21 protein-coding genes and 1 riboswitch are annotated in these 25,397 nt (G+C 49.8%); of the genes, 10 read left to right on the top strand and 11 right to left on the bottom strand.

Features of this window, described 5'->3' with window-relative positions:
- Positions 1 to 974: 974 nt before the first annotated feature.
- Positions 975 to 1,532 carry a putative adhesin gene (locus tag ACJJID_RS11140; protein ID WP_152454302.1) on the top strand — a complete coding sequence of 186 codons (558 nt, stop codon included), beginning with the start codon at positions 975 to 977 and terminating at the stop codon, positions 1,530 to 1,532.
- Positions 1,533 to 1,647: 115 nt separating this feature from the next.
- Here ACJJID_RS11140 and ACJJID_RS11135 read toward each other — a convergent pair whose 3' ends face one another.
- The 6 genes from ACJJID_RS11135 to ACJJID_RS11110 all read right to left on the bottom strand — a co-directional run bounded on the left by ACJJID_RS11135 (position 1,648) and on the right by ACJJID_RS11110 (position 8,550).
- Positions 1,648 to 2,466 (bottom strand): AraC family transcriptional regulator, encoded by an 819-nt coding sequence (locus tag ACJJID_RS11135; protein ID WP_444919552.1) that lies wholly within the window; start codon positions 2,464 to 2,466, stop codon positions 1,648 to 1,650.
- Between the two features lie 159 nt (positions 2,467 to 2,625).
- Positions 2,626 to 3,651, bottom strand: a complete 1,026-nt coding sequence (tdh, locus tag ACJJID_RS11130) for an L-threonine 3-dehydrogenase (RefSeq protein WP_152454300.1) — start codon at positions 3,649 to 3,651, stop codon at positions 2,626 to 2,628.
- A gap of 87 nt (positions 3,652 to 3,738) precedes the next feature.
- Positions 3,739 to 4,938, bottom strand: a complete 1,200-nt coding sequence (locus ACJJID_RS11125; protein WP_444919551.1) for a glycine C-acetyltransferase — start codon at positions 4,936 to 4,938, stop codon at positions 3,739 to 3,741.
- 80 nt (positions 4,939 to 5,018) lie between these two features.
- Entirely contained in the window at positions 5,019 to 5,234 is a 216-nt protein-coding gene (locus tag ACJJID_RS11120) for a hypothetical protein (RefSeq protein WP_152454298.1), read from the bottom strand.
- A gap of 58 nt (positions 5,235 to 5,292) precedes the next feature.
- Positions 5,293 to 5,421, bottom strand: a riboswitch (SAM-I-IV-variant riboswitch).
- Between the two features lie 65 nt (positions 5,422 to 5,486).
- Positions 5,487 to 6,920: an aldehyde dehydrogenase family protein gene (locus ACJJID_RS11115; RefSeq protein WP_444919550.1), complete on the bottom strand. Its 1,434-nt coding sequence runs from the start codon at positions 6,918 to 6,920 to the stop codon at positions 5,487 to 5,489.
- A gap of 13 nt (positions 6,921 to 6,933) precedes the next feature.
- Positions 6,934 to 8,550: a 5-guanidino-2-oxopentanoate decarboxylase gene (locus ACJJID_RS11110; RefSeq protein WP_444919549.1), complete on the bottom strand. Its 1,617-nt coding sequence runs from the start codon at positions 8,548 to 8,550 to the stop codon at positions 6,934 to 6,936.
- Between the two features lie 253 nt (positions 8,551 to 8,803).
- Here ACJJID_RS11110 and pdxH point away from each other — a divergent pair, with 253 nt between their 5' ends.
- On the top strand, positions 8,804 to 9,442 hold the full coding sequence (pdxH, locus tag ACJJID_RS11105) for a pyridoxamine 5'-phosphate oxidase (RefSeq protein WP_444919548.1): 639 nt from the start codon (positions 8,804 to 8,806) through the stop codon (positions 9,440 to 9,442).
- A gap of 245 nt (positions 9,443 to 9,687) precedes the next feature.
- Here the strand turns inward: pdxH and ACJJID_RS11100 are convergent, their stop codons facing one another.
- Positions 9,688 to 11,352: a SulP family inorganic anion transporter gene (locus ACJJID_RS11100; protein ID WP_444919547.1), complete on the bottom strand. Its 1,665-nt coding sequence runs from the start codon at positions 11,350 to 11,352 to the stop codon at positions 9,688 to 9,690.
- A 53-nt stretch (positions 11,353 to 11,405) separates the two neighbouring features.
- Here ACJJID_RS11100 and ACJJID_RS11095 point away from each other — a divergent pair, with 53 nt between their 5' ends.
- From ACJJID_RS11095 to ACJJID_RS11060, 8 genes are all read left to right on the top strand, one after another.
- Positions 11,406 to 11,555: a hypothetical protein gene (locus ACJJID_RS11095; protein ID WP_444919546.1), complete on the top strand. Its 150-nt coding sequence runs from the start codon at positions 11,406 to 11,408 to the stop codon at positions 11,553 to 11,555.
- A 58-nt stretch (positions 11,556 to 11,613) separates the two neighbouring features.
- Positions 11,614 to 13,305 (top strand): Hsp70 family protein, encoded by a 1,692-nt coding sequence (locus tag ACJJID_RS11090; protein WP_444919545.1) that lies wholly within the window; start codon positions 11,614 to 11,616, stop codon positions 13,303 to 13,305.
- Positions 13,305 to 14,732 (top strand): RDD family protein, encoded by a 1,428-nt coding sequence (locus tag ACJJID_RS11085; RefSeq protein WP_444919544.1) that lies wholly within the window; start codon positions 13,305 to 13,307, stop codon positions 14,730 to 14,732. The genes ACJJID_RS11090 and ACJJID_RS11085 overlap by 1 nt, the downstream gene beginning before the upstream one ends.
- Before the next feature lie 21 nt (positions 14,733 to 14,753).
- Positions 14,754 to 15,074, top strand: coding sequence for a cupin domain-containing protein (locus ACJJID_RS11080; RefSeq protein WP_444919543.1), 321 nt, complete (start codon positions 14,754 to 14,756; stop codon positions 15,072 to 15,074).
- A 76-nt stretch (positions 15,075 to 15,150) separates the two neighbouring features.
- Positions 15,151 to 15,750 carry a hypothetical protein gene (locus tag ACJJID_RS11075; protein ID WP_444919542.1) on the top strand — a complete coding sequence of 200 codons (600 nt, stop codon included), beginning with the start codon at positions 15,151 to 15,153 and terminating at the stop codon, positions 15,748 to 15,750.
- A 130-nt stretch (positions 15,751 to 15,880) separates the two neighbouring features.
- A complete protein-coding gene (locus ACJJID_RS11070) occupies positions 15,881 to 16,309 on the top strand; it encodes a hypothetical protein (protein WP_444919541.1) in 429 nt (142 codons plus the stop codon).
- Positions 16,310 to 16,667: 358 nt separating this feature from the next.
- On the top strand, positions 16,668 to 17,543 hold the full coding sequence (locus ACJJID_RS11065) for a hypothetical protein (RefSeq protein ID WP_444919540.1): 876 nt from the start codon (positions 16,668 to 16,670) through the stop codon (positions 17,541 to 17,543).
- 511 nt (positions 17,544 to 18,054) lie between these two features.
- Positions 18,055 to 19,065 carry an alpha/beta fold hydrolase gene (locus ACJJID_RS11060; protein WP_444919539.1) on the top strand — a complete coding sequence of 337 codons (1,011 nt, stop codon included), beginning with the start codon at positions 18,055 to 18,057 and terminating at the stop codon, positions 19,063 to 19,065.
- Between the two features lie 70 nt (positions 19,066 to 19,135).
- Here the strand turns inward: ACJJID_RS11060 and ACJJID_RS11055 are convergent, their stop codons facing one another.
- From ACJJID_RS11055 to ACJJID_RS11040, 4 genes are all read right to left on the bottom strand, one after another.
- Positions 19,136 to 20,035: an alpha/beta hydrolase gene (locus tag ACJJID_RS11055; protein ID WP_444919538.1), complete on the bottom strand. Its 900-nt coding sequence runs from the start codon at positions 20,033 to 20,035 to the stop codon at positions 19,136 to 19,138.
- A 231-nt stretch (positions 20,036 to 20,266) separates the two neighbouring features.
- Positions 20,267 to 21,181 carry an ROK family protein gene (locus tag ACJJID_RS11050; RefSeq protein ID WP_444919537.1) on the bottom strand — a complete coding sequence of 305 codons (915 nt, stop codon included), beginning with the start codon at positions 21,179 to 21,181 and terminating at the stop codon, positions 20,267 to 20,269.
- A 210-nt stretch (positions 21,182 to 21,391) separates the two neighbouring features.
- A complete protein-coding gene (locus tag ACJJID_RS11045; RefSeq protein WP_444919536.1) occupies positions 21,392 to 23,896 on the bottom strand; it encodes a TonB-dependent siderophore receptor in 2,505 nt (834 codons plus the stop codon).
- Positions 23,897 to 24,352: 456 nt separating this feature from the next.
- Positions 24,353 to 25,333 carry a hypothetical protein gene (locus tag ACJJID_RS11040; protein WP_444919535.1) on the bottom strand — a complete coding sequence of 327 codons (981 nt, stop codon included), beginning with the start codon at positions 25,331 to 25,333 and terminating at the stop codon, positions 24,353 to 24,355.
- Positions 25,334 to 25,397: the final 64 nt, after the last annotated feature.

Raw genomic sequence — 25,397 nt, 5'->3', positions numbered from 1 at the left:
GTTTTACTGGGTTGGCACTGGTTGTAAATATCCTTGGCGAGACAGCGACTATCAAATTTTGCTACTTTCTCGAAAATAATTATCTTAACTCGAACCTCCGCAAAGCAATCAGTACCTGCCTATGAATTAAAAGCATGATGTTAATTTGAATAAACTTCACTGATACCACAATTATCTCAATACCAAGTTCAACAAAAGCGAAAGCCCGATATTCTGAAATGCATCAGATGAAAAAGTAATCAGTGGCACTTTGGAATGAAGATGTACACCGGTATCGATGACATACTAGAACTTGTCCACAACATTCATACCATAGAAATCAGAACCCATGATGTTGCAGCGATAAAAAATTTTCTGCACAGTGAAAGAAGAGTCGATTCTGATTACACAGATGTGGAGAATCGCGAACAGCCGCGAGATATTGATGTGGAATGGTAAATTACAATGAAGCCCGGCAGACAGAAAGCTCTTCCAGCGAAAGATACAATTAGAAAAGCATAAAAGATCAAGGTACAGACTCGTGAATGTGGAGACGGATTTCGCCGTATCAAGTGATTACTTGGGCAGAGCTAGATGCGTTATAAAGAGCTAGCCAATGAAAATTTGATTTGGGTCAAAATCTGCTCAATTTTTATAAATAGGATACTGAACAGCGAAAGCTAGATGTATTTTTCAAGGCTTCCCATATTTTTTTGAGGAAAACTTTAACAGGAGCGAGAGTTTCACTACAAAGTATCGGTATAAATGTGGAAGAAATGTGCACGCACTTCACGAAACAAGCATCACAAAGGGGCAGAACCAAAAAGATAAAAATAGTCACCACTATAAGCAGTAATTATTCTATTGCCGAACTCAGAAATTCAGGTATACAATGATTTTCTCTTATGGATAGATAGTCTGATAATTTCTCTCAAAAAGATATTTTTTGCAGTTTAATTTAAGCCCCACAAACGGATGATAGATTAGAGGAAGCAATGGAAACTATTGAATACGGAAAAATAACAATCTACAAGAAAGATAAATCCCCGAGCAATGAAGCGATTCTCTATGCTCACGGCTCCTTCGACCAGGGTTCTTTCGGCAAGGCAGAGCTGCCTGACAATCTGGCCATTTATTTTTACTCATTCCATGGCTCAGCCTCTTCGGACCATGCTGTGAAAAGCTTGACTAAAGATGGCACACCCGCCAAGGAAGCCAATAGCATTGCCGACTTTAGCAAAACCCTGAAATTCCTTAACATGGGTTCAGGAAAAGTGCATTCGATCGCTGGTGGCGGCGCCTCGGTATATAATTATAATCTTTCACACAATGAAAAAAGTCCCGCACATTTAGATAATATTCAAAAAGCCTGGCAAAGTGGTATTCACCATCACGACTTAATTTTGGTTAACAAAGATGCAAGTGTACACCTTGCGGATGTCCTTAAGGTCATACAAGACAATAAACTAAGCTATACCAAACTGCATTTTACTGCCTGCCGTTCCCCTAGCTCTGGTAACGATCTAAGCTCTCAAGCAAAATGGGTCGGCTAATCATTTGAGCATAAAGTAGGCATTACTCTTAATGCCTACTTAGATAGAAAAAGTGATTTGGGTGATTCAGGTTACACAGGGGCAGCCAAAAATACTCAGTATTTTTAGAGTTTCTCTAAATAGACTTGAGATAACGCCCTGGTGTAATACCAAAAGTCTTCTTGAAGTTCCTACTCATATGGCTTTGGTCAAAAAAACCACAGTCAGTTGCTACCGTGGCAGCATTCAGCCCTTGCTGAAGTAAAAGGCGAGCCTGATGGGTTTTGTAAAGAACCAAAAACTGATGGGGGGCTATACCGTAGTGCTTGCTAAAACAGCGGATTAATTGATATTGGCTCATCTCAGTGAGTTGGCAAAGTTGCTCAAGCGTTACGTTGTATTGCCAGTGATCACACAGATAGTTATAAATTTTTCTTGCGGCCGATTTATCTTTTTGACTTCGAGGGTAGATGTTCTGGTCGCCATGATTGGTGAATAGCTTGGTAAGTGCCAGGGTTAACAGGCTATCTGTGGCAAGAGATAAATAAGTACCGCTCAAACTGCAGTGAAGTTGAAAGAGTAACTGGAAAAGCTCTGGGTCATGAATAATAGGCCCCTTAAGAAAAGGCATGGGGGTTTTGCCAAAGCTGCTATGTTGTCGCAACACTTGTTCAATCAGTTTTGTATCAAAATAAAACATGCGGTAATGCCAGCCTTGTTCGCTACCGGTATAGCCAGTATGAATTTCGCTGGGATTAATGGCGACGATATCTCCCTGGGGGATGATGTTAGTTTGCCCGCGATAGTCTAATTTCTCGGCGCCTGCCTGGATAATGCCAATGGCTAATTCATCGTGCCAATGCTTGTTAAAGGCAAAACTGCGAAAATGCGCATGAAATAGTTCTATGCCACTGTGTTTTGGGCTACGCCAAAATGTAGAAAATTCCTTTTGCATCTATAGGTCTTATCCATCAGTTCTTAGCCATCAATACCGCTGCTTGAGCAGTGCGTATTAGAAGATACAAAAAGTGGTGGAGCTGGGCAAAAAATCTTTTCAGAAGAGGGGAGCGCTGGAGGGGCTGGCCGTGGAGTTATCCACGGCCAAAAGCAATAGTTATTGCCAGTTGAGGATCACCTTGCCGGATTCTCCAGAGCCCATAGTGTCGAAGCCTTTCTGGAAGTCGTCGATAGGGAACTGGTGGGTAATAATTGGGGTTAGGTCCAGGCCGGATTGAATCAGGCTGGCCATCTTGTACCAGGTTTCGAACATCTCACGGCCATAGATACCTTTAATGGTCAGGCCTTTGAATATGACCTGACTCCAATCGATAGCCATTTCGCCGGCGGGAATGCCGAGCATGGCGATCTTGCCACCGTGGTTCATTGCCGCGAGCATATCGCGGAAGGCAACGGGAACACCGGACATTTCCAGGCCTACGTCGAAGCCCTCGCTCATGCCCAGCTCCGCCATCACATCTTTAAGGTTTTCCTTGGACACATTCACAGCACGGGTGGCCCCCATCTTGCGGGCCAGATCCAGGCGATATTCGTTGATATCGGTGATGACCACGTGGCGAGCACCCACATGCTTGGCAACTGCTGCGGCCATAATGCCGATAGGACCGGCACCCGTGATCAATACATCTTCGCCCACCAGATCGAATGAGAGTGCAGTGTGTACGGCGTTGCCGAAAGGATCAAAAATGGAAGCCAGCTCATCGGAGATGTTGTCTGGAATTTTAAAAGCGTTTAGTGCCGGAATAACCAGGTATTCGGCAAAAGCGCCCTGGCGGTCCACACCAACACCGTAAGTGTTGCGGCAGAGGTGGCGGCGGCCTGCGCGGCAGTTGCGGCAGTGGCCACAGGTGATATGGCCTTCGCCGGAAACGCGGTCGCCAACTTCAAAACCGGCAACTTCCTGGCCCATACCGACGACTTCGCCCACATATTCGTGCCCAACTACCATGGGCACCGGGATGGTTTTTTGCGACCACTCATCCCAGTTATAAATATGCATGTCCGTACCGCAGATAGCGGTTTTATGGATTTTGATCAGCAGGTCGTTGTGGCCCGGCTCGGGGATTTCCACATCGGTGAGCCAGATGCCCACTTCGGACTTCAGTTTAGAAAGTGCTTTCATTGTCATTCTAACTACAAAAAGAAAGGCGCGGCGCTACCTGGCAAGGGGAATATCCTCTGCTCAAATAATGCCGCGGTTATTTCGGAATTAAATAATTTCTAGCTCGCGGCCCACTTCAATAAAGGCATCAATGCACTGGTCGAGCTGCTCGCGAGTGTGTGCCGCAGACATCTGCGTACGAATACGAGCTTGGCCTTTAGGTACTACCGGGTAGAAGAAGCCCACTACGTAGATACCGCGCTCTAGCATTTTGTCTGCCATTTTCTGAGCGAGGGCGGCATCGCCAATCATGACCGGAATAATTGGGTGGTCGGCTCCGGCCAGGGTGAAGCCAGCTTCGGTCATACGCTCGCGGAAGTAGGCGGAGTTGTCGCGCAGCTTCTGCCGTAACTCGGCGCCATCCATCAGCATATCTAGCACTCTTAATGAGGCGGTGACGATAGCGGGAGCCACGGAGTTGGAAAACAGGTAAGGGCGTGAGCGTTGGCGCAGCAGATCGATAATTTCCTTGCGCCCGGAAGTGAAGCCGCCAGAGGCGCCGCCCAGGGCTTTGCCCAGGGTGCCGGTAATAATATCAATGCGATCGACAACATCGCAGTATTCGTGAGTGCCGCGGCCATTTTGGCCGAGGAAGCCCACAGCATGTGAGTCGTCTACCATCACCAGGGCGTTATAGCGGTCCGCCAGGTCGCACAAGGCTTTCAAGTTGGCGATCACACCATCCATGGAGAAGACGCCATCGGTGGCGATCAGCTTAGTCTTCGCGCCTGCGGCATCGGCTGCCTGCAGTTGTTTCTCCAGGTCCGCCATATCGTTGTTGGCGTAGCGGAAGCGCTTGGCTTTACACAGGCGCACACCGTCGATAATGGAGGCGTGATTGAGGGCGTCGGAGATAATCGCGTCTTCAGGGCCCAGTAGAGTCTCGAATAGGCCACCGTTGGCGTCGAAACAGGAGGTGTAGAGGATGGTATCTTCGGTGCGCAGGAATTCCGAGAGGCGCGATTCCAGGGCCTTGTGAATGTCCTGGGTACCACAAATAAAGCGTACCGATGCCATGCCGAAGCCGTATTGATCCAGTCCTTCTTTGGCTGCTTTGATCAGGTCCGGGTGGTTGGCCAGGCCCAGGTAGTTGTTGGCGCAGAAGTTCAGTACCTGGGTGTCGTTGTTCACCTGTATCTCGGCGGCTTGCTGAGAGGTAATGATCCGCTCGCGCTTGTAGAGGCCGTCGGCATCGATTTGTTTTAGCTCGTTGCGCAGGTGCTCAAAGAATTGTTCTGGCTTGGACATGATATTGTTTTTAGCTCCTGTCGGGTGCTCGTGGCACTGGGTATCTGGCGCGAACTAAAGTGGCGCCAATGTATTCTTGTTTATCCCGCCAGCTCGCAGGCCTTATGGGCCGTGATCGGCTGCTCACTGGCGCGGCAGCTGGTGGCGAATTTTAAAGCCTCTTCCGCGGTGTCGAATAGTAGTTGCCACAACAATTGCCGATCGGCGCGTCGCACGGCTCTCACCGCGGTGCGGCTGCGTTGGTTGGCAATTTGAATTTCTATAACGTCTTTACTGGATAACGGTGATTCGGACATGGTCCCTCCAAGGGTAAAACTTTGGAGGACTGACGTGGAAGCGGCGAAAGGATATTCGCTAATCCGGTTGGATTGCTCTTGTAGAGCCCCATCCTCCCCGCAGGCTTTGGTGTGCCAGCAGAGAGAGAACCACCTTGCCCCGGTCGGCAGGTTGGCGTTGGCGTCAGCCACTCTCGTGATGTGCGAGCAAAGATAGCGGGGAGGGGATTGGCAGTCAACTGCACCGCCCACGATTACAGGCGGTGCAGAAGTTTATGCCGGCAGTTGCACGGATTTCAGTTCGATAAACTCGCCGAGACCGGCCTCACCAAATTCGCGCCCGTTGCCAGAGCGCTTGTAGCCGCCAAAGGGTGCGTCGTAATTGAATTCGCCGCCGTTGACGAAACACAGGCCAGCTTCAATACGGCGCACCAGGGGCATGGCACTTTCCGCATCTTTTGCCCAAACGCCGCTGGACAGGCCGTATTCGGTGTCATTGGCGATGGCAATTGCCTCATCCATATCCTTGTAAGGGATCAGGCAGGTCACCGGGCCGAAGATCTCCTCGCGGGCGATGCTCATGTTGTTGTGCACATCGGCAAATACCGTGGGCTTCACATAAAAGCCCTTATCCAGCCCGGTGGGTACCTCGGCGCCGCCAGTGACCAAGCGTGCACCCTCGTCGATACCCTTCTGGATATAACCGCGCACTATCTCGCGCTGGCGTGCGGAAGAGAGTGGGCCCATAAAGGCATTTTCACCGGTGCCCATGGCGATGTCTTCGGCCACCTGGCGAGCGATTTCTACCGCTTCGTCATAGAGTTCGGCAGGTACCAGCATGCGGGTGAGGGCAGTACAGGTCTGGCCGCTGTTGATAAACACATCCTCGCAGCCCCAACGCACGGCGGCTTCCAGATCTGCATCGGGGGTGATAATCAGCGGGGACTTGCCACCTAGCTCCTGGGTTACGCGCTTCACAGTGGGCGCCGCGGCCTTGGCCACTTCCACGCCGGCGCGAGTGGAACCGGTGAAGGAGACCATATCGATACCGGGATGGGCAGAGAGCGCCGCACCCACTTCGGAGCCGGCTCCGGGCACCAGATTGAAGACACCGGCGGGGACTCCGGCCTCTTCAATAATTTCCGCCATCACAAAATCCTGCAGCGGCGTGATTTCGGCGGGCTTGGTGATCATGGTGCAGCCGGCGGCCAGGGCCGGGGCCACTTTGCCCACAAATTGGTGCAGCGGGTAGTTCCAGGGGGTGATAAAACCACACACGCCCACGGGCTCGCGGAACAATACGGAATGGCCGGCTTTCTCCGTTTTCTCCATTTCCGCGGTGCGCTCGGCGTAGTAGCGCATGGCATAGATAGGGCCATCCACGTGCAACCAGCGGGTGATGTGTTCGGGGCAGCCGAGTGCCTGGGATACGGCTTGTACCAGATCTTCCTTGCGCTTTTCCATACCGTCGGCGATGGCGTTAAGCAGTTCGCGGCGCATCTGTGCGGTGCTGTTGCGCCAGCTGTGGAAGGCTTGGCGCGCGGCTTCCACGGCGAGATCCACATCTTCGGCCGAGCCTTCGGCCACTTGGCAGATTAATTCTTCGGTGGCCGGGTTGATCACCGGGTGAGTCCCGGTACCCAGGGGCTCGCGCCATTCGCCGTTAATAAACAACTTGCCTGTGGGCAGTTTGCTGAGATCTGTCATGTCACGCTTCCATTTATTCTGCGCCTGAAGGCGCGCTGATTTCGATCAGGGTTGGGGTCTGGCGGCCCAGGGCATCGGCTACTGCGTGTGCCAATTGGCCGGGCTGGTCGATACGACAGCCCTCGGCACCAAAGGCCTTGGCCAGGGCGACAAAATCCGGGGTGCTCAGGTTTACACCTTCCTGCGGTACTTCCGCCGCATCCATAAAGTCGCGGATTTCGCCGTAGCCGGCGTTGTTCCATACCAGGATGGGCAGAGGTAAGCGTTGCTCAACGGCCACAGCCAATTCACCCAGGGTAAACATCAAGCCGCCATCGCCAATCAGGGCGATCACATCTCGCTCGCTAGAGAGCTTGGCGCCAACTGCCGCAGGCAGGGCGAATCCCAGGGTGCCATAACCGGTAGTGCAGGTCACATGGCTGTGCGGATGATACAGGGGCAGGGCGTGGTTAGTGTTATAGGCCAGCTGGGTGGAGTCTGTCACCAGGATACCGTTTTCCGGCAGGGCTTCGCGCAGGGCCTCAACCCAAGGGAAGCGTTGTTCGGAGCCATCCCACCACTCTTTGCGGCAGTCCTTCAGTAACTGGGCAACCTCTTTCACAGACTGTTCGCCTGCTGTTGTATCGCGTAGGGCCAGCGCGGCCTCCAATTGCTGCAGGCTCTCTTTGGCGTCTGCACAGATGGCCAAGTCTGGTTGGGCGTTGCATACCAGCTGTGCAGCATCTATATCGATACGAATCAGTTTGCCGGAGAAGGCGTAATTATCCCGCACCAGGTTGCGATCGGTTTCGGATAATTCGGTGCCTACGGCCAGCACTACATCCGCACTCTCCACGCGGTTGCGCACACAATCGAAACTCAGGTTGGCACCGCCACACAGTGGATGGCGTTCATCTACAACGCCCTTGGCGGCGAGTGACAGAAACACCGGAGCAGCGATTTTCTCGGCGATTTGGGTGGCCGCCTCTCCGGCGCTCTGGGCGCCGCCACCGAGGAGGATGACCGGGCGCTGGGCGCATTGCAGCCAGTCCGCGGCAGTGGCGATAGCGGTAGTATTTGCCGCTGGGGCCATAGCGGCTGGTGCGGCTTTGTAATCTTCCAGCTGGCCGGGCATGGGAGCCGGGAACAGGTCGATGGGGATTTCGATATGCACTGGGCCCGGGCGGCTGGATAGCAACAGCTGGAATGCCCGTGCCATCACCTCTGGTAATTGCTCTGCCTGGGTGAGCGTGTGCTGCCAGATACAGAAGCCGCGGCTGGCATCACTCTGTTGCGGCAGTTCGTGCAGGCGGCCGCGGCCCATGCCCAGGTCTTCGCGGCGATTGATCGCGGAGATCACCAGCATGGGAATTGAGTCGGAATAGGCCTGTGCCATGGCGGTGGCGGCGTTGGTGAGGCCGGGGCCGGTGATCAGGAAGCAGACACCGATTTTGCCACTGGCGCGGGCGTAGCCATCCGCCATAAAGGCGGCACCTTGTTCGTGGCGGGGAGTGATATGCATCAGGTCACTGCCGGGCAGACCGCGGTACAGTTCGATGGTGTGGACACCGGGAATGCCGAAGACTTTTTCCACCTGGTAGTCGCGCAGCAGGCGCATGAGCACCTGGGCGCATGTGGGCGCAGAGGACATAGCCACCATTTTCCTTATTTGTGTAAAAATGCCGTGAGCCTAGCGGCACGCCAAAAAGCACGCAAGCGCCCGCAGAGTCTGCATCTGCGAGGGGAAAATCGCAGGAATATTGAGATTCGCCCCGTATCGCGACAGGAAACTTGGCCCTTGGGTCGTAAAATTTCCTACGCAAGGGGAGTTGCGGTTGGGGAAATTCGCTTTGCTCCAACTGGCTGGATATATTTTGAGTATGAATAACTTAGGAAGTAGCACCATGGAAATCGATCAATGGCGTCGCGAATATCTGCTTGGCGGCCTGCGCCGCTCGGAGTTAAAAGCAACCCCGGTGGAACAGTTTCGCGAGTGGCTTGAGGAGGCTCTGGAGGCCAAACTTTCTGACCCCAATGCCATGTGTTTGGCCACAGCTGATGGCAGCGGCCAGCCCTCCCAGCGCATTGTATTGCTGAAAGGTTTTGACGAGCGCGGCTTTGTTTTCTACACCAACCTGCAGAGTAAAAAAGCGCAGGATATGGAGAAGAATCCGCAGGTATCCCTGCTGTTTCCCTGGCACAGCCTGGAGCGCCAGATCATTGTTTACGGCAAAGTGGAGTCGGTCGCGCGGGAGGATGCCGAGCAGTATTTCCAGTCCCGCCCCCTGGACAGCCAGCTGGCTTCCTGGGCTTCCCATCAGAGCCAGCCACTGTCATCCCGTGAGGAGCTGCAAAAACAGTTTGACCAGGAAAAGGCGCGCTTTGCAGATGGGCAGGTGCCGTTGCCTGATTTTTGGGGCGGTTACCGGGTAGTGCCACATGCGGTGGAATTTTGGCAGGGTGGTGCCAATCGCCTGCACGACCGTTTTATTTACCGCGCCGATGATAGTGGTCTGTGGACGCTGGATCGTTTGTCTCCTTAGTGGCTGTCGCTGTTTAGAAAAACAGGATATGGAAAAGTGGAGCGGGGGTAGTTAATTATCCCCGCTTTTTGATTTGGTTTTTAATATTTTTCCTTCAGGCAGAACAGAAGTAAGTAAAGAGTATTTGCAGAATTTAAAAGAACCTGTTCATTAAAAATAATACTGCTGCGATTTAAAGGGCCTCAGCTCGAATATATGCTTTTCTATTGAAGCCCTGAATTTATTGGTGAAAAGGGTCAGTAAGATCAGGTCTTTTTTTCACATTCGTGATTGAGGTAATCCAAACCTTTGATGAGTGCCTCAACCCGGCTTTCGACAAAACAATCCTCGTCCATCCAATCCCGGATATGCAGCTTCTCCAATCTATCCAGTGTTGGTTCATTGGGGCAGTAAAGATAGACTTTGCAGCCCAAACTAACGGCATCCCGCATGGTATTTTCTAGTGCCAATGCCGCAGTGGTATCAATCATGGGTACTGTGCTCAAATCCATGATGATGACTTTAAAGTTACCCACTGCGGCCTGCTGGCGAGTAATGGCCTTGGATACCCCAAACAACATTGGGCCCGACAAAAAGAAAAACAGGATCTGTCCTTTGGACTGCCGCAGCATCTCCCGTTCCCGCCGGCTGAGCGGGTCGCCTTCCTCGACACCGGAAATCGTTTTAACACTTTTTTCCTGAATACGGCTGAGCCGCTCAATGGTGATGATATTGACAAGGAATACACCAATGGCCACGGCGTAAATCAAGCCCACAAATACGGTCATCAGCAGAACGCTGTACATAATAAAGGTTGGGAATATCGCCACCTGGTGATGGTGAACGCGTCGGATATAACTCCAGTCGAGAATATTAATGCCGACGAACACCGCGATACCGGCTAATACCGCCAGAGGAATCGGTTGCGTCAGGGGGGCAAACCAGAGCACCACCAGTAGTAGGATCAGCGCACGTACTATACCGGCCAGAGGAGAGCGCGCCCCTACCTGAATATTCACCACGGTCCCCATAGTGGAACCCGCGCCGGGCAGCCCGCCAAACAAACCGGATACGGTGTTAGCGATGCCCTGGCCGATCAATTCCCGGCTGGGGTTGTGCTCCCTGCGCGTTAGGCTGTCCGCTATCACCGCAGTTAACAGGGTATCGAGACAGCCCAGAGTGCCGAGCACCAACGCTTCAATCAGCATGGTGGACAACATATCAAAAGTGATATTGGGTAAAACCAGGGAGGGCAGGCCGCTGGGAATTTCGCCGATTCGCCGGATCTCTTCGTTGTCGAACAACAGCATGGAAAGCAAGGTAATGGCGACTAGTGCCACCAGTTGGGGGGGAACCAGCTGTTTGAGTTTCTTTGGTAAAAAAAACAGTATTCCGAGGGTGAGCAGACCGAGGAAGAGTTCCCCATAGTGGGTAATTCTGACTAGCTCCGGCAATTCCTGTACGGTTTCCATCGGCCCGCCAGCGGGCGTGGGTTGGCCGAGTAACGGACCAATCTGTAAAATTACCAGAATAATACCGACACCGGACATAAATCCTGAGACCACGCTGTAGGGCATCAAAACAATATATTTACCGAGCTTTAATGCCCCCAAAGCAATTTGAAAAATGCCCGCCATGATGACCACGGTAAAGGCCATTGCCAGTCCCTGGTCGGGATACTCTGCCATCATGGTGGTGATCACCGCGGCCATTACTACGGTCATGGCACCGGTCGGCTCAGAGATTAAGGTACGGGTACCACCAAACAGGGAGGCAAATAACCCGACCAGAATGGCCCCCCACAGCCCCGCACTGGCGCCTGCCCCAGAAGCAACCCCAAACGCCAGTGCCATGGGCAGCGAAACCACGGCTGTGGTGACTCCACCAAAGAGGTCCCCTTTGAGCTTCACTCCCTCAAATCTACCCGTCAACAAGGCCGCGCCTCTCAATGAATTTCGAATGACTCTAAGGATATGGCAGTTATGTGGAACCGCCAGAAGCAGGGTTGTTCTACGGCCAGTCTATTCGTGTGGTTTTTCTGCACCTGCCTTTCGTGCGCTTGCACTCTCTGGCTATTTTTGTGCAGGGACGCTTAGAATATCGCGCCAACCAGATTGCGGGAAATACCGTATAAAAACCCGCTGGTACAACTGTGCTTGATCAAGTTTTAAGAAAAATAGGTAGGGGGAAATATGGCCATTATTGGTATTGACCTGGGTACCACCAATAGCGCCTGTGGGGTTTTAACGGAAGATGGCGTGAAGCTGGTTCCCAATCGTCTGGGAGAGGCCTTGACCCCATCGGTGGTTGGTTTGGATGACACTGGCAAGCTAGTGGTGGGGAAAACCGCAAAAGAGCGCCTGATCAATCACAGTGATACCACCGTTGCCGCCTTTAAGCGCCTGATGGGCACTGATCATCAAGTCAAACTGGGTCGCCAGCAATTTACCGCTACCGAACTTTCCGCCTTGGTACTGCGCTCTCTCAAAGAGGATGCAGAGGCCTTTCTGGGGGAAGAGGTCAGCGAAGCGGTAATCAGTGTGCCCGCCTACTTTAACGATAACCAGCGCCAGGCGACAAAATTGGCTGGAGAGCTGGCAGGCCTCAAGGTAGAGCGCCTGATCAATGAGCCTACCGCTGCGGCAATTGCCTACGGCCTGCACGACAAGCGGGAGGGGAATTTCCTGGTGCTCGATTTGGGCGGTGGTACCTTCGATGTCTCCATCCTGGAATTCTTCGATGGCATTATGGAAGTACATGCCAGTGCCGGGGATAACTATCTGGGCGGTGAGGATTTTGTCGAGGCAATGATCGACAGCGTTCTGGAAGAATTGCAGCTGAAAAAAACTTCTCTGAAACCGCGCGAACTGCAGAACCTATATATGCAGATGGAAACGGCCAAGCGCCGTATCAGCCAGCAGGCAGAGCAGTTACTTAAATTAAACCTCGGTGGACGTGAACTCGAATGGAAAGCGACTCCCGAATGGTTTGAGAAACTCAGTACACCGTTGCTACTGCGAGCCAAGCGCCCGATTGAGCGCGCCATGCGCGATGCCGATTTGCCACCCACTAAAATTGACGAAGTGGTATTGGTGGGTGGCTCCACCCGCCTGGCCCTGTTCCGCTCTATGGTGGGACGTATGTTTGGCCGCTTGCCTTCCTGCCACCTGGACCCGGATACCGTTGTCGCTATGGGAGCGGCTATTCAAGCCGGGCTCAAGGAAAAAAATTCCGCGTTGGATGATATCGTCCTCACCGATGTGTGCCCCTACACCCTGGGTACCGGCATTGTGAACGAAGACAGCCCGCAGTTGGGCAATTACTTCCTGCCGATTATTGAGCGCAACACCGTGGTGCCGGTGAGCATTGTGCGCAGTGTCTGTACCGCCCGCGACGACCAGAGTGAAGTCTGTATCGATATTTACCAGGGAGAAAATCGCCTGGTAAAGAAAAATGTTTATCTGGGCGAACTTACTGTGCCTGTGCCCAAGAAACCCAGGGGTGAGGAAGTAGTGGAAGTGCGCTATAGCTACGACATGAACGGTTTGCTGGAAGTGGATGTCACCGTCGTTTCCACTGGCAAAACATTTAATAAGTTAGTGGAATTTACGCCGGGCGCCCTGAATGAACAGGATAAAGTTCAAGCCCTGGAAAAACTGGCCAAGCTCAAATTCCACCCCCGCGAAGATGAGGAAAACCGGGCGCTGCTCGCCCGTGGCGAACGCTTGTACGAAGCGAGCCTCGGCGAGCAGCGCGATTATATTGCTAAATTGCTCGCAAGCTTCGATCGGGTTTTGGATAAACAAAACCTGGTGGAGATTGGCAAAGCGCGTGCCGAACTCACTGAAATCTTCGATAAGCTCGACGGTGAGGACTGGATTTAATGAGTCCTTGGGAGATACTCGAACTAGAGCCCTGTGATGATGCGCGAGCTATCAAGCGCGCCTACGCAAAAAAACTGAAGCAAACTCGCCCGGATGAAAAGCCCGAAGAGTTTCAGCAGTTACACAGCGCCTATAAATGGGCGCTGAAAGCCGCCGAGGAGCTTAAAGAAGAGAAAAAGGAAAGTGAGGAACCGCAAAATAACGAGGTGCTTGCGGAAGTTGCTAGTGCTGAGCGGGTTGCACTTTCCCCTGAGACTGGTCCATTTCAGGGACAAGCAGAGCCGCAGGTGCAACAAGGTAGTGAGCTAATTCATCAAGACCACTCCCCAGTCTCATCAGAAGCTGTTGAGCAAGCTCCATCAAAAGTCTCTCTTGACCTGAACAAAGCTCAGGGCCAGGAAGCTGGGGGTGAGAGACAGCAGGGGACCTCGACAGAGAAAAATGCTGAAGAGCAGCATCCTGAAGGTAAGAATGCACAAGAAGATAATGCGCAAGAAAATCCTATTGAAGAGGATGACACTGAACAAGACCCACAGCGAACACTGCGAATTGCCGAGTACCATCGAGTGTTGGAGCAAGTGGATAGGCTGCTGCAAGTGCCACGTAAATTCAATGCAAAAGAGAATTGGCGTTTTCTCACCGATACACCCTATATGCTCGATGAGGAATATAATTGGAATCTGGGTCTCTCAATCTTCGAACGTTTTGCCAGAATAAATTTGCAGGCTAGTAAATCTACCTCTAAAGGTAAAAAACAAGCTCAGATTTCTAACAATATTCTTCAGTACTGCAATAGCTTGTTCGACTGGAATGGTAATGCCTCCTATTTATACGGCGCCTTGGATGAGTCCCTTTGTGATTGCATATTTAATTCGCTGCAAAGCGAAGAAGTTACTGTAGACCCCGCTCAAGGGCTCCGAGGTGGGCGCAAGCTGATCCGGCAGAAAATCACCGAGCCGGAAGAAACCTATGATCAATACTACTTTGGCCACTTACTGGCCCGAGGCGTAGCAGTGTTACTGGATGTATTGTTGTTGTACGTCGCGGTTGGCTTTATCGCCTCTATTGTGATGATGAAGGTTTACGATATGCCAGAAGGTGCCGCCACTACTATGGCGTTGGGAATCTGTTGCCTGGCCTATTTGCTGATGGCCTGGATTGCAGAGAGCTCCCGCTTTCAGGCGACGCCGGGTAAATATCTGATGGGTTATAAGGTCACCAACAAAAAATTTGAGCGAATAGGCTATGGCCACGGCCTCTGGCGCCTACTGAGCTTCACTCTCACCCTACCGCTGGGCAAGATCGGTTGGTTGATTAACTGCTTCTTAGGTGGAAACCTGATGCACGACCGCCTCAGCTCAAGTCATGTTATCAATATGCGTAAATCCCGCGAGGAGTATTTGCGGAGATTGCGGGGGGAGGAGTGATGCCAGTCGTCTCAAAAGAGAATGCTGAGCACTACTCCTGGGGGGGAGGGCTGCGATGGCTGGCACTTGGTAAGAACCGATTCTCTCAGTGTGATTCAGGAGAGAGTGCCTCCTGGTTGCTCAGAAGTTCGACACCTGCACCGGCAATCTGAACAGTTTTTCTTTGTACTAAAGGGCACGGCCACGATTGAATGTGGTGGCGAAGAGTATTCCCTCTCTCCCGGCCAGGGTTTGCATATAGCCGCTGGGATTCCTCATCAGTTGTTTAATAAGGCCTCTATAGATTTGGTTTTTATCGTTACTTCAACGCCGCCTAGCCATGGAGATCGGGTGGATTTGTAGGGCCAATGTATTAGTGCAATAAAGATTCGATTGCTGCTTGCCTATTTCTAAGCAGTTTTGTTTTTTTAGAGGTGATATGACATTTAAAGCAGATGTTCTTGCGGCTGCCAAGCTGAAGGCGGAAGAACTTGAAGATTGGAAGCTTGCATCTAAACGGTATCGATATCGCCCAGCGAAATTTTGTGATCTATTAATAGATCCTTCGTGGAATTTTTGTGGTTCTCCTGCTTGGGTAACAACCGTGCCTGATGCAGGTGTTTATATTAAAGAGGTGGAAGATATTTTATCTCATCTTTCAGGTTTTTCACTGAGTCGAACTCCTACTTTTTCAAGGAGAATTAGAATGGATGACCTAAAGAGTCCTTTTAATCGAACAGTTTATGCTGAAGACTTCGAAAGTCGGGAGAAAGCTGTAGCGCAAGTTATGCGTGATCTGGATAATATAATCGAGTTCGGGCAGGCGTACTTAAGAAAGCAATATTGTCTAGACAGCAAAGAGTCATTTTACCTAAGTGTCCCTGAAGAGACGCGTGGTATCTGGGCTACATACTATTGTGTTGTGCGTGGATTGCTTGGGGATACGGATTATATAAAACGCGTGCTTCGCAGGGAAATTGATCCTGAGGGTCATCAAGAGCTAGAGCTTATTGGCAAGGTTTTGGATTATTTTTCCTGAAAATTAGTTGTAAGTCTGGGGGAGTTCACTTTTTGTTGTGGGTTGTTATTTTTTTGATATGTAATTTTTGGTGAATTTTCTTTCCAAGGCTTTTGTTGTGTGGCTGTAGATAACAAAATTGAGGTTTAATATGAATGTTTTGTTAATGGTTGGGGCTGTTGCTATATTAGTTGCTCTTTGTCGCGCAGCAACCAGTAAGAATATACCGCAAAGTCCGGCGGCATGTGGTATAGCATTCTTTATCGTTACTGCCGGTTTGGCCTCTTGGTTGTATCTATTATCTGCTATTCCTTTCTATTCCCTGTACTTACTGGTGAGTATTATCTCATTACCCCTGATATTGTTATTGGGTGGCGTTATGGCTGCGCGAACAAGTGAGGATACTGCCTCAATGAACGCCAAAATTGTATTGGCTGTTGCGGCGGCCCCCTATTTGCTGGTTACTTTTATTGCTTTTATGAATTCTTCTGGGTGGGCCATTATTTATGCATTAGCAATATATATTCCCTGTATTATTGGTGGGCGATATATTGGCAGTAAATATTTGCAAGTAAAATGATGTAGAGATGGGTGGCTTTGTCGCTGCTATTGTGATAGCAGGCTGGTAAGTGTAGCCATCCACGGTATTAGTAATCCGTTACCGGGCTTATCTATGATGGCCTGGATCGCAGAAAGCTCCCCTTTTCAGGTGGCCTCTGATAAATGCTTGATGGATTGTAAGATTACCAACAACAAATTTAAGTGAATAAACAATGACCACGGCTTCTGGTATCTACAAAGCCTCTCCCTTTCGTTGGGAAAAATTGGCTGGTTGAGCAGTGAGCAGCTTTTCTCGAGATTTATAGTCGATAGGTTCAAGTACAATAGTTGGTACGCAGCTCTAAGCGGAAAGTTTTTCAAAGGAGGCAAGAAGTTGGATGTTCAAGAAAATGTTAACTATAAAGAATGTGAATAAAGGTTATTGCATATCAAGCAGTCAGCTAACTTTTCAGTCTGGTAAAGAAGTTGTTCAATACGATATGGTGGGTAAAAAAGAGAGTCATTCTTCTACATTAATGTATGATTTTAAGAAGTTTGAAATGAAAGGTAATGTGCTTGTTGGTGTTTCAACTTCAGAGTGCGTTTTCTTTGACACTCAGCTCATTAGTGTAGAAGCGATCGCCATTGAAGCTCCAGTTTGTGATTTTAGTTTATATAATGATAGATTGATTGTGGTGAGAACTGACTATGACTATTCTTTTTTTCTCTCAAAGCAAGGCATCAAAGATATTTTTCTAGGTGATATTATCTGGGAGGCCGGTTTTGGAGAGAATATTAAAGTTGAGTCAAATATAGCCTTTACTGTTTCGCTTAAAGGAGTGGCTAGGCGAGATCTTGAGCATGGTGAGGTTAAGTGGTCTGTAGACGTTGCCAGTGAAAGTTTTCTTCCTGAGTTAATTGGAGTTAGTAATGGCATTGTTATTTTTTCTTTTGCAGGTATTAATAAGGCGATTGCCTTTGATGTTGAAACAGGGAAGATTAAATGGGAAATCAAAACATTAGGTGGGGGGCTATCTATTGATGAAAAGAAAGGTCTTCTTCATAAGTTCATGGTTAATTACGCTGTCTATGATGTGCTCAATGGAGGCTTGAAGGATAGATATCAAGATGATGCTTATTTTAAAGAGGTTGGTATTGAGTCTCTACGGAGTAATTATGCGATCGCCGGTGGGCATATTATAACGACAGATCGGAAAGAAGGGGTAGTTGGGGCATTTAATACTGCTACCCACAAATTTGACGGGGTGCACTAAGAGGAAGGTGTCAGCTTTCCACCTCCAGCGCCTATTATTTATAGAGATCCTTATTTGCTAGTTTATGATTGCTCGGGGACGTTGTATATCTTTGAAAGGGTGGTCGAGTAAGGTTTTAAAGAGTGGGGCATTATTTTTTGTGTTTCTGGCAAAGGGTGGTTTTGTATTTCTGGGGGTTGGTGGTTATATGAATATATTTGCTATGCGAAGTGCTGATTTCTTATGGATTAGTTTGAAAGTGGGCGGAGATGCATGATCATAAGACAAGCTGCTCAGTGACCACTTAGAAATTAAGAGCGATTTTTTAAGTGTGTCTGAAATAGCCCTTACTTGAGGTTAAGTAATGTTAAGTGCTGTTGTTTGATCCCGTCTTCTTTTCTCCTTGTCTCAAAATTAGTGTTCTACTCATTTGTTTGTAATAAAAGAGTAAGGTTCTTTGTTGCTGCCCTCAAGGTTGTTAGCCCTGTGGTGAGGGTTTGGAACCCTATAATAATTGTAAATTGGTGAGAATATGTTTAATGCGGGGTGGTTAAAATTTCCCCTTTTGAGTTTTGCACTGGTTTTCTTTTCAGGTGATGCCTTTGCGGGGCTGTTTAAGTATAAGGGCTGGGTAGATAGTAATGGCGCAGAACTATACTTAGAGGTCTTTGGTCACGACTCATCTAAACCATTAATCCTGTTTCTACATGGCGGCCCGGGAGATGTGGAGTTGGGGTTGGTTCCATTTCAGGTAACTGTTGGGCGGGCGCTCGAAGAAAGGTATTTATTAGCTTATCTTCATCAAAGAGGTGCTGGCAAGTCTCTTGAGGTGCGCGAAGACACATTAACGATAAAGAATAATATTCAAGATGTGCACAATGTGATTTCTTTTTTAAAAACGCACTATAAGAAAGATAAGGTTACCTTGGTTGGTCACTCTTGGGGCGGGGGGCTTGCAGCTCTCTATGCGAGTGAGCATCCTGAGACATTAGAGAGGTTGGTGTTTATCTCTTCCTTTCAGAATGCGCAGAAGCAGGCAGAAACCAGCTTAGAAGCAACTCTGCAATGGGCGAAGAAGGAAGGTAATCAGTTAGCCATACAGGAGTTACAAAAATATCAAGAGTCCCCCTCTGAGCATTATCTGCTGCTATCCAAGTGGGCGAGTCGAGCGAATGGTGGTATCGCAAATGGGGTTGATATACGAGGTTTTCTAGCCGCTGAAAAGATTAGTGAGAGATTTCCTGGGTGGCAGGAGCGGCGTGGAAGCCTGGCTGACAAGATGAATGATGAGCTTCAGACGATGAGCGCTAATGGAGTTATCGATCATTTACAGATACCAGCGCTATTCGTTGTCGGTGAGAATGATTCCATTACCACGCCTTTACAGGTAAAGGCAGATTATAAAAGGTATAAAGGGAGTAAATGTTTCACGGTACTAAAAGATAGCCATCACTTGCCTTTTATGGACTCAGCAGAAAGTCTGGAGAAGACTTTGTTAGTCTTTTTAGAGGACGAGGAGTGTATTAGTGAAGCGTATGAATAATGGATCGCAAGCCAGGCGAGTAGTGTCAGGGCCCTGTAGCGTTTCTCTGCTCTAGGGCCGGCAGGTTCGATTAAAACGAATACTTTCGTGGTAGCACTTTACTTTTGAAAACCTGTTCTATCCCCTTATCGTAACCTGGATTAACTACGGTATCGTGGTTTTCACCCTTAATGACTCGTTTGCGTAGAGTCAAACTTTCGTAATTTCGGGACTTGAGCTGCTGGGCTAGGTCCCTAAAGTCTTGAACACCGCAAACCTCTCCTTCTTCTAAGCAGACCTCCTCTCCGCCGATAAACATATACACGCTCTTGGGTAAATCGGTTTGGCGTTCAGCGTAGGCGAGTTCGCTTTCTAGAATTTGCTTATCGGCCCACCAGATGCTGGGGCTGCCGATCACATAGCGGTCGAAGTTATCGGTGTGATTGAAGAGGGCGTGCAGGGCTAAGAGCCCGCCGAGGGAGTGGCCGGCCAGTGTTTCGTCACTTTCATCTCCCTTGAAAGAATTATTGATAAAAGGCTTGAGCTCGTTCTCCAAAAACGCCAGAAATTGGTTGGCGCCACCACCCAGAGTATTTCCCCTAATCTCTCCAGGTACTGGAGTAAAATCCGTTAAACGCAAGGTGAAGTTGGAACTGTCTAGAGGGTGTGAGATGCCCACCAAAATCACTGGCGGTAGCTTGGTATTGCCTTGCTCATCGGGTACCTGTTCGTGGATCAGATTCGGTGCCACCATAGGGAAATTCATATACCCGTCGGTCATATAAATGACCGGATACCGGGTATTATCTTCCGGGTTAAAGGAGAGCGGCAGTAGCACATCAATTACAAATCCACGCCCCAGTAAGTCGGAATGAAAGTTGTAAGAGAGAATGCCCTGGCGGGTAAATGTTGTGGGTTCAGCGGTGCCGGCTTGCACACACTGAGTGGCCAAAACCATTAAGCCTATAAACAATATTTTAATTATTTTCATCTTTATCCCTTAATGAGCCACGCTTAAGTGTGCTCAGCCGCGTCCTAAGGCGGTCAAGACTGACAAGCCTATCAGATCGGTTATGAGACTAGCTACCTTGCGCTGTGCCAACAATCGCAAAGATGAGTATATAAGTTGGAAAGGGAGTTGTGGGGCGCAGTTTGGTGGGTGGAGTGGCGCCAGGAATATTCCCCTGGCGCTTCCACATCCTGTGAGGGAGGATTCGGTTGTCTAACAGCTGGAGCAAAGTGCCTGGGCCATACGCAGAGAGCCCACCTCTCCAGAGCGGCCGGCGAGTTTTGGTGGGACTATAAAAGAGCGGATATTGCCTTGAGATACCTGGGGGAAATAACCACCCGCCAGGTCGAGAAACTTGTCGTGAATACGTGTAAACAGGTGCGCTTGTTCCATAACGCCGCCACCGAGGATGATTCGTTCCGGTGAGTAGCAGCTGGTCAGGTTTATACACATGGTGGCTAGGTATTCCGCCTGTAGATCCCAGGCTGGATGGTCACTGTCCATACTCTGGCCGCGCAAGCCCCAGCGGTCTTCAATGGCGGGGCCGCAGGCGAGGCCTTCCAGACAATTGCCATGGAATGGGCAGTGGCCTGGGTAGGGGTCTCTTCGTCGATCCTGTGGCATCAACATATGGCCGATTTCCGGGTGCATGGCACCGTTAATCAGCTTGCTGTCTACCATGACCCCGGCGCCGATACCGGTGCCGATGGTGACGTAGACAAAATTTTTTATACCCACAGCGGCGCCGCACAGGTGCTCTCCCAGTGCCGCACCATTAACATCAGTGTCGAAGACCACAGGGATAGAGAGGGCCACCCGCAACTGGCCGGCCAGGTTGGTATTGGACCATCCGCTTTTTGGGGTGTTAGTGATATACCCGTACTGGCTAGATTGAGGATTCAAATCTACCGGGCCGAAGCTTGCGATACCCAGTGCGGAAATGGGGCCATGGCGTTGGGCGCCAGCCTGGAAAAATTCAATGACCTGACCGAGGGTTTCTTCCGGGGTGGTGGTTGGGAAGCTGGCCCTCTCCCAGACATCATTGGGACCTGCGGCGATTGCACAATTAAATTTTGTGCCGCCGGCTTCTATGCCTCCAAGCAAGGTATTTACTGCTTTGCCTTGCATTTCCATCCTAATTTGCTCCACTGGCTGGGTATTCAGTTTATAGAGATACTTGGTCGGTTTATTTTAACAGGCTACTCCATAGGAGGAGTGACTACAGTAAGTTTTTCGTTGAAGAAAAAGACCGGGTGCCAACGGGGAGGCTGGACACCCGGTGTTTGCAAGAAGCCTAAACGGGCTGCAAACGACTTACTGGAGTAGGGAAGACAATTATTAAAAAGCGTAATTGAAGCTGACACTGGTGGAGCGGCCGCTGATCGCCCTGCCGCGAACAATATCTCCAGCTTCTGCGTAAGACTCTTCAACCTCAGTTACAACAAATTCATCAGTAAGGTTGTTTACGTTAAAGGAAACGGTGAGATCCTCAGTAACATAATAAGAGCCGAACAGATTTACCAAGACATAACCATCTTGTTTCAGCTGGTTGGAATCGGAAACGTAGTACTCGGTGGTGCCCTGCAGGCTGGCGCCGAAGGTTAGGCTGTCACCAAAATTATACTGAGGGGTAATGGTGTAAATAATATCTGCCTGACGGCGGGGAGTATTGCCGACTACCGATGGATTGTTGGCATCTTTGTTGATTTCGGCATCGGTCCAGGTCAGGTTGCCGTTAACCGAGAAATCGCCATAAATATAGGAGCCTTCCAGCTCTATACCCTGGGCTTCATACTCGCGTAAGAAAGTTAGGCCGCTGGTGATTTCCGCATTGGTTTCTTCAGTGACGGTATTGAAGTAGGTGGCAAAAATATCGAAATCGCCAGTAGTAAATTTGTAACCAATTTCCAGCTGGTCGACAGAGTCAAAGCCATCAGTGGTGTTGCTGAGACTGCCATCGCTATTCAAGGCGCCGTTAATTTGCAACAGGCGATCGGCAATTGCGCGGCCACCTTCACTGTAACGAGCAAAAACCGCCATGCTGTCATTGATTGCATAGTTACCGCCAAGGGAGAAGGAGGTGTTATCTGCATCATAGTCGACCAGCTGAGTATTACCGTTGGCCATGGTGATAACGCCACCGGTAAACCCGAAGGCATCCGATGCACTGGCATCCTCCACATCGCTGATAATGCCATCACCATTGATATCGTAATCGGTATCACCACCACAGCAACTGGAAACCAGGGAGCCTTTTGCATTGACCATATCGTGACGTGCGCTGATGTCGAAGGTGAAGTCCCCAACATCGAAAGACACGTTCATATAAGGAGCGTAGGTTTCATATTCCAGGTCCCAGGCCCAAGACAGGAAGCTTGCTGACCAGAGGCCGTCGTCTACCAATACATCCCCATTGGCATTCGCTGTGATAGTTAGGTTTTGTGAGTTACTGCCATCTACGGTTTGGATTAAGGAATTCCAACTATTCCAGCTGGTTTTGATATTTTGTTTGGAATAGTAAAAGCCTGCGGAAACAACAATATTGTCATTAATGAGCTTATCGACTTTGAAATCGTTGACGATCAAGCCCAGGTCATGGATTTTTGTATCAAACAGCAGGTTCAAATAGGCAAGTTCATTGACCTCTCCACCATTGGCGTAGGTCACGGAAGTTCCTGCGCTGCAGTCAACGGCGGAGCCATTCCCGCTAATGGCGTTAACACAGATCTGGTCTGTCATGCTCTGTGCGGATTGTGGCCCGTAATCGCCAAAAGTGTCAGTAAAGGGGGAGATAAAGCTGCCACTTACATCGGAAATCCTAAATTTGTCAGTAACAGTCCAGCCGTTATCAAATTCAAATTGACTCTCAAATCCATAGGCTTCTACCAGGGATTCGATACCGTCGCTCAGGTCTCGATTTACTGGATTGCCATAGGCATCAAAAGTGGAGAGATTGCGGTAGTTATCGGAGTGAAGTGTTTGGCTGCTAGCATCAAAATTAGCTACGGTACCGAACTCGCCATTCCCCTTATAAGTTACCGGGCCGGGAAGGTAAGTGGTTACACGATCGTCCAGGTGTTTGTAGTAAAGGCGCACATAACCATTATCAAAATCTTTGGTGAGGTTTGCCTTGAATTGGCCTCCGGAATCGCCATCAAAGCCGGTTTCACGAACACCTTCCCCCTCGCGCAGGAAGCCGCCTACATAAAAACGAAGGGTATCGCTGAGGTGGTGCCCGTAGCCGAAGTTCAGGCGGGTTTCATCGTAATCTGCACCAAAGGAGAGGCCTATATTCCCGCCTTCCTCTTCTCCGGTCTTGCTGATCATATTGATCACACCGCCGGGGGAGTTGCTGGCAAAGGTGGAAGCGGAGCCGCCGCGCACACTTTCAATGCGGGAGAGGGATGCGTCTGCACGGATAAAGTTATCGGCGTTGCCGAAATTGATATCGCCATATTCGAGCACCGGCAGCCCATCTTCGTGGATCTGCATATATTTTGAGCCACCAGTGGCTAGTGGGATTCCCCTTACCGTGATATTGGCATTGCCACCACCACCAGAAGATTCGGCGCGTATACCTGGCAGGCTGCGGAAAACTTCTGCGGTTGAGCGGGGAGCGAAGTTAGACAGTTCTTCGGTATCTAGGGCGCTGACGGAGATGCTGGATTCCATTTTCGTTACGGGGCGTGCCGTAGCGGTAATGATGACTTCTTCAATCTCCGGCTGTTCTTGGGCAATTGTCGGAGCACTGATACTGGATGCCACTGCTACCGCCAGGGCGATTGAACTCGGTTTAAAGCCCCCGGCCTGCTTGCATTCGGTTTGAAAGTCCTCTGCCTTCACGACGCTCTCCTCAATCATCTCTTATGGTTATTAGTTTTCTCTGGCGGCCCATTGGCTTGGGCTCTACTGTCTGCTTGTTAGACTTGGCTGCACGGCCATTTTTTATTTATTAAACCACTGTGATTTAATATGGGCAACAATATTGTGAGTAAAAGAAGGTTTTACAAGAAAGAAAAATAACTAAATCAATCAGTGAGAGTTAATTTTCACTGAAGGGGAGGTGAGTCAGGGGAGTCTATAAGTAAGCTTTGCTTGTAGATGTCGACGGGATTGAAGGGGGCTGAATCTGTGCTCTAGGGGGACAGCTATCTATTAAATCGCGAAGCTATGGGAAATTCTCATTTTTGAAGTTCCCATAGCGCAAAAGTTAGTCTTCAGGCCTAATAGATATTTTAGGGGCGGCATCAATGTTTCCATGCCAATACTCCCTGAATACTGTGAACAACCTTACGGCTGTTATGCCAGTTTTAACTGTCCGTCCTCAAGGAATTCGATCTTTTTGGGATCGCAAACCCCGCCGATGAAATTGCCCTTTGCATCGTCGCGATTAAAGGCGAGTAGGTACCAGTGTTGGTCTGGCCCCTGTATTACCCGGCCGGAATACAGGCTGCCCTGTTCGTCAGCGCCGAGGAAGCCATCGCCAATAACTTTGTAGGGGCCATTTAGGGAGTCGGAGACAAAGTATTTGGTGCCGGTAAGAGGTGTTCCACTCATAGAATCACGATGGGCTTGGCTGTGGAATTTGCTGGAGATCGAGCAGAAAAGATAGTAGCGCCCATGGATTTTCTCAATTTGAGGGACTTCCATTTCACCATACCAGCCCGGCGCCAGTATAGGTTCGTCGACCTTCCAATGAATGAGGTCGGTGGAGCTGGCATAACCCACTGCGCCGCGCCCATCGGGACTGCCTTGATTACAGCGGGCGGTGACATACATATGATAAACAGGCTTACTGGGATCTTTAATAATCCAGGGGTCGCGCCAAGAGGCATCATGCCAGTAATCGAGATTCAGGCCGTCATAATACCTGGGGTCCAATTCTACCAGCGGATTTTCCGGGTGTTTTTGCCAGTTTAAAAGATCCTTGGAGGTGGCCAGGCAGACCCGCTGAATAAGCCCTTTTTCCGAACGTTTGGTGCCTGTATAAAACATATACCAGGTGTCGCCTTCCTTGTGTACACAACCGGTCCAGGTGGTATAGGAATCTGCAGCCTCGTTGGGATCACCCTCCTGATAAGGGGAGGGTGTTATGGCGTCTTGCACTGGGTTCCAATGAATCAGATCTATGGAAATAGCGTGGCCGATTGAGACATTCCAATGGCGCAACTCTGGATCACCAAGGGATTTATCCGCTTGTAGATAAAACATATGGTATTGATTGCCATCGACCGCGAACCAAAAATCCCAAACCCATTTTTCTGCTAAGTTGAATGCCATTCGCGGGCCACCTCGCTATTTTTATTATGTAAAAACGAACCAATACGGATCTTAAATCCAATTG

It is taken from the genome of Microbulbifer sp. CnH-101-G (genome assembly GCF_052466775.1).
This window is presented reverse-complemented; position numbering and strand designations above follow the sequence as displayed.

Bases quoted from the DNA above. Each gene is read 5' to 3' on its own strand.
- ACJJID_RS11090 (WP_444919545.1), top strand. From the start codon at position 11,614: ATGGCCATTATTGGTATTGACCTGGGTACCACCAATAGCGCCTGTGGG.
- tdh (WP_152454300.1), bottom strand. From the start codon at position 3,651: ATGAAAGCACTTTCTAAACTGAAGTCCGAAGTGGGCATCTGGCTCACC.
- ACJJID_RS11115 (WP_444919550.1), bottom strand. From the start codon at position 6,920: ATGACAGATCTCAGCAAACTGCCCACAGGCAAGTTGTTTATTAACGGC.
- ACJJID_RS11080 (WP_444919543.1), top strand. From the start codon at position 14,754: ATGCTGAGCACTACTCCTGGGGGGGAGGGCTGCGATGGCTGGCACTTG.
- ACJJID_RS11085 (WP_444919544.1), top strand. From the start codon at position 13,305: ATGAGTCCTTGGGAGATACTCGAACTAGAGCCCTGTGATGATGCGCGA.
- ACJJID_RS11125 (WP_444919551.1), bottom strand. From the start codon at position 4,938: ATGTCCAAGCCAGAACAATTCTTTGAGCACCTGCGCAACGAGCTAAAA.
- ACJJID_RS11070 (WP_444919541.1), top strand. From the start codon at position 15,881: ATGAATGTTTTGTTAATGGTTGGGGCTGTTGCTATATTAGTTGCTCTT.
- pdxH (WP_444919548.1), top strand. From the start codon at position 8,804: ATGGAAATCGATCAATGGCGTCGCGAATATCTGCTTGGCGGCCTGCGC.
- ACJJID_RS11065 (WP_444919540.1), top strand. From the start codon at position 16,668: ATGTTCAAGAAAATGTTAACTATAAAGAATGTGAATAAAGGTTATTGC.
- ACJJID_RS11050 (WP_444919537.1), bottom strand. From the start codon at position 21,181: ATGCAAGGCAAAGCAGTAAATACCTTGCTTGGAGGCATAGAAGCCGGC.
- ACJJID_RS11140 (WP_152454302.1), top strand. From the start codon at position 975: ATGGAAACTATTGAATACGGAAAAATAACAATCTACAAGAAAGATAAA.
- ACJJID_RS11055 (WP_444919538.1), bottom strand. From the start codon at position 20,035: ATGAAAATAATTAAAATATTGTTTATAGGCTTAATGGTTTTGGCCACT.
- ACJJID_RS11060 (WP_444919539.1), top strand. From the start codon at position 18,055: ATGTTTAATGCGGGGTGGTTAAAATTTCCCCTTTTGAGTTTTGCACTG.
- ACJJID_RS11075 (WP_444919542.1), top strand. From the start codon at position 15,151: ATGACATTTAAAGCAGATGTTCTTGCGGCTGCCAAGCTGAAGGCGGAA.
- ACJJID_RS11040 (WP_444919535.1), bottom strand. From the start codon at position 25,333: ATGGCATTCAACTTAGCAGAAAAATGGGTTTGGGATTTTTGGTTCGCG.
- ACJJID_RS11135 (WP_444919552.1), bottom strand. From the start codon at position 2,466: ATGCAAAAGGAATTTTCTACATTTTGGCGTAGCCCAAAACACAGTGGC.
- ACJJID_RS11120 (WP_152454298.1), bottom strand. From the start codon at position 5,234: ATGTCCGAATCACCGTTATCCAGTAAAGACGTTATAGAAATTCAAATT.
- ACJJID_RS11110 (WP_444919549.1), bottom strand. From the start codon at position 8,550: ATGTCCTCTGCGCCCACATGCGCCCAGGTGCTCATGCGCCTGCTGCGC.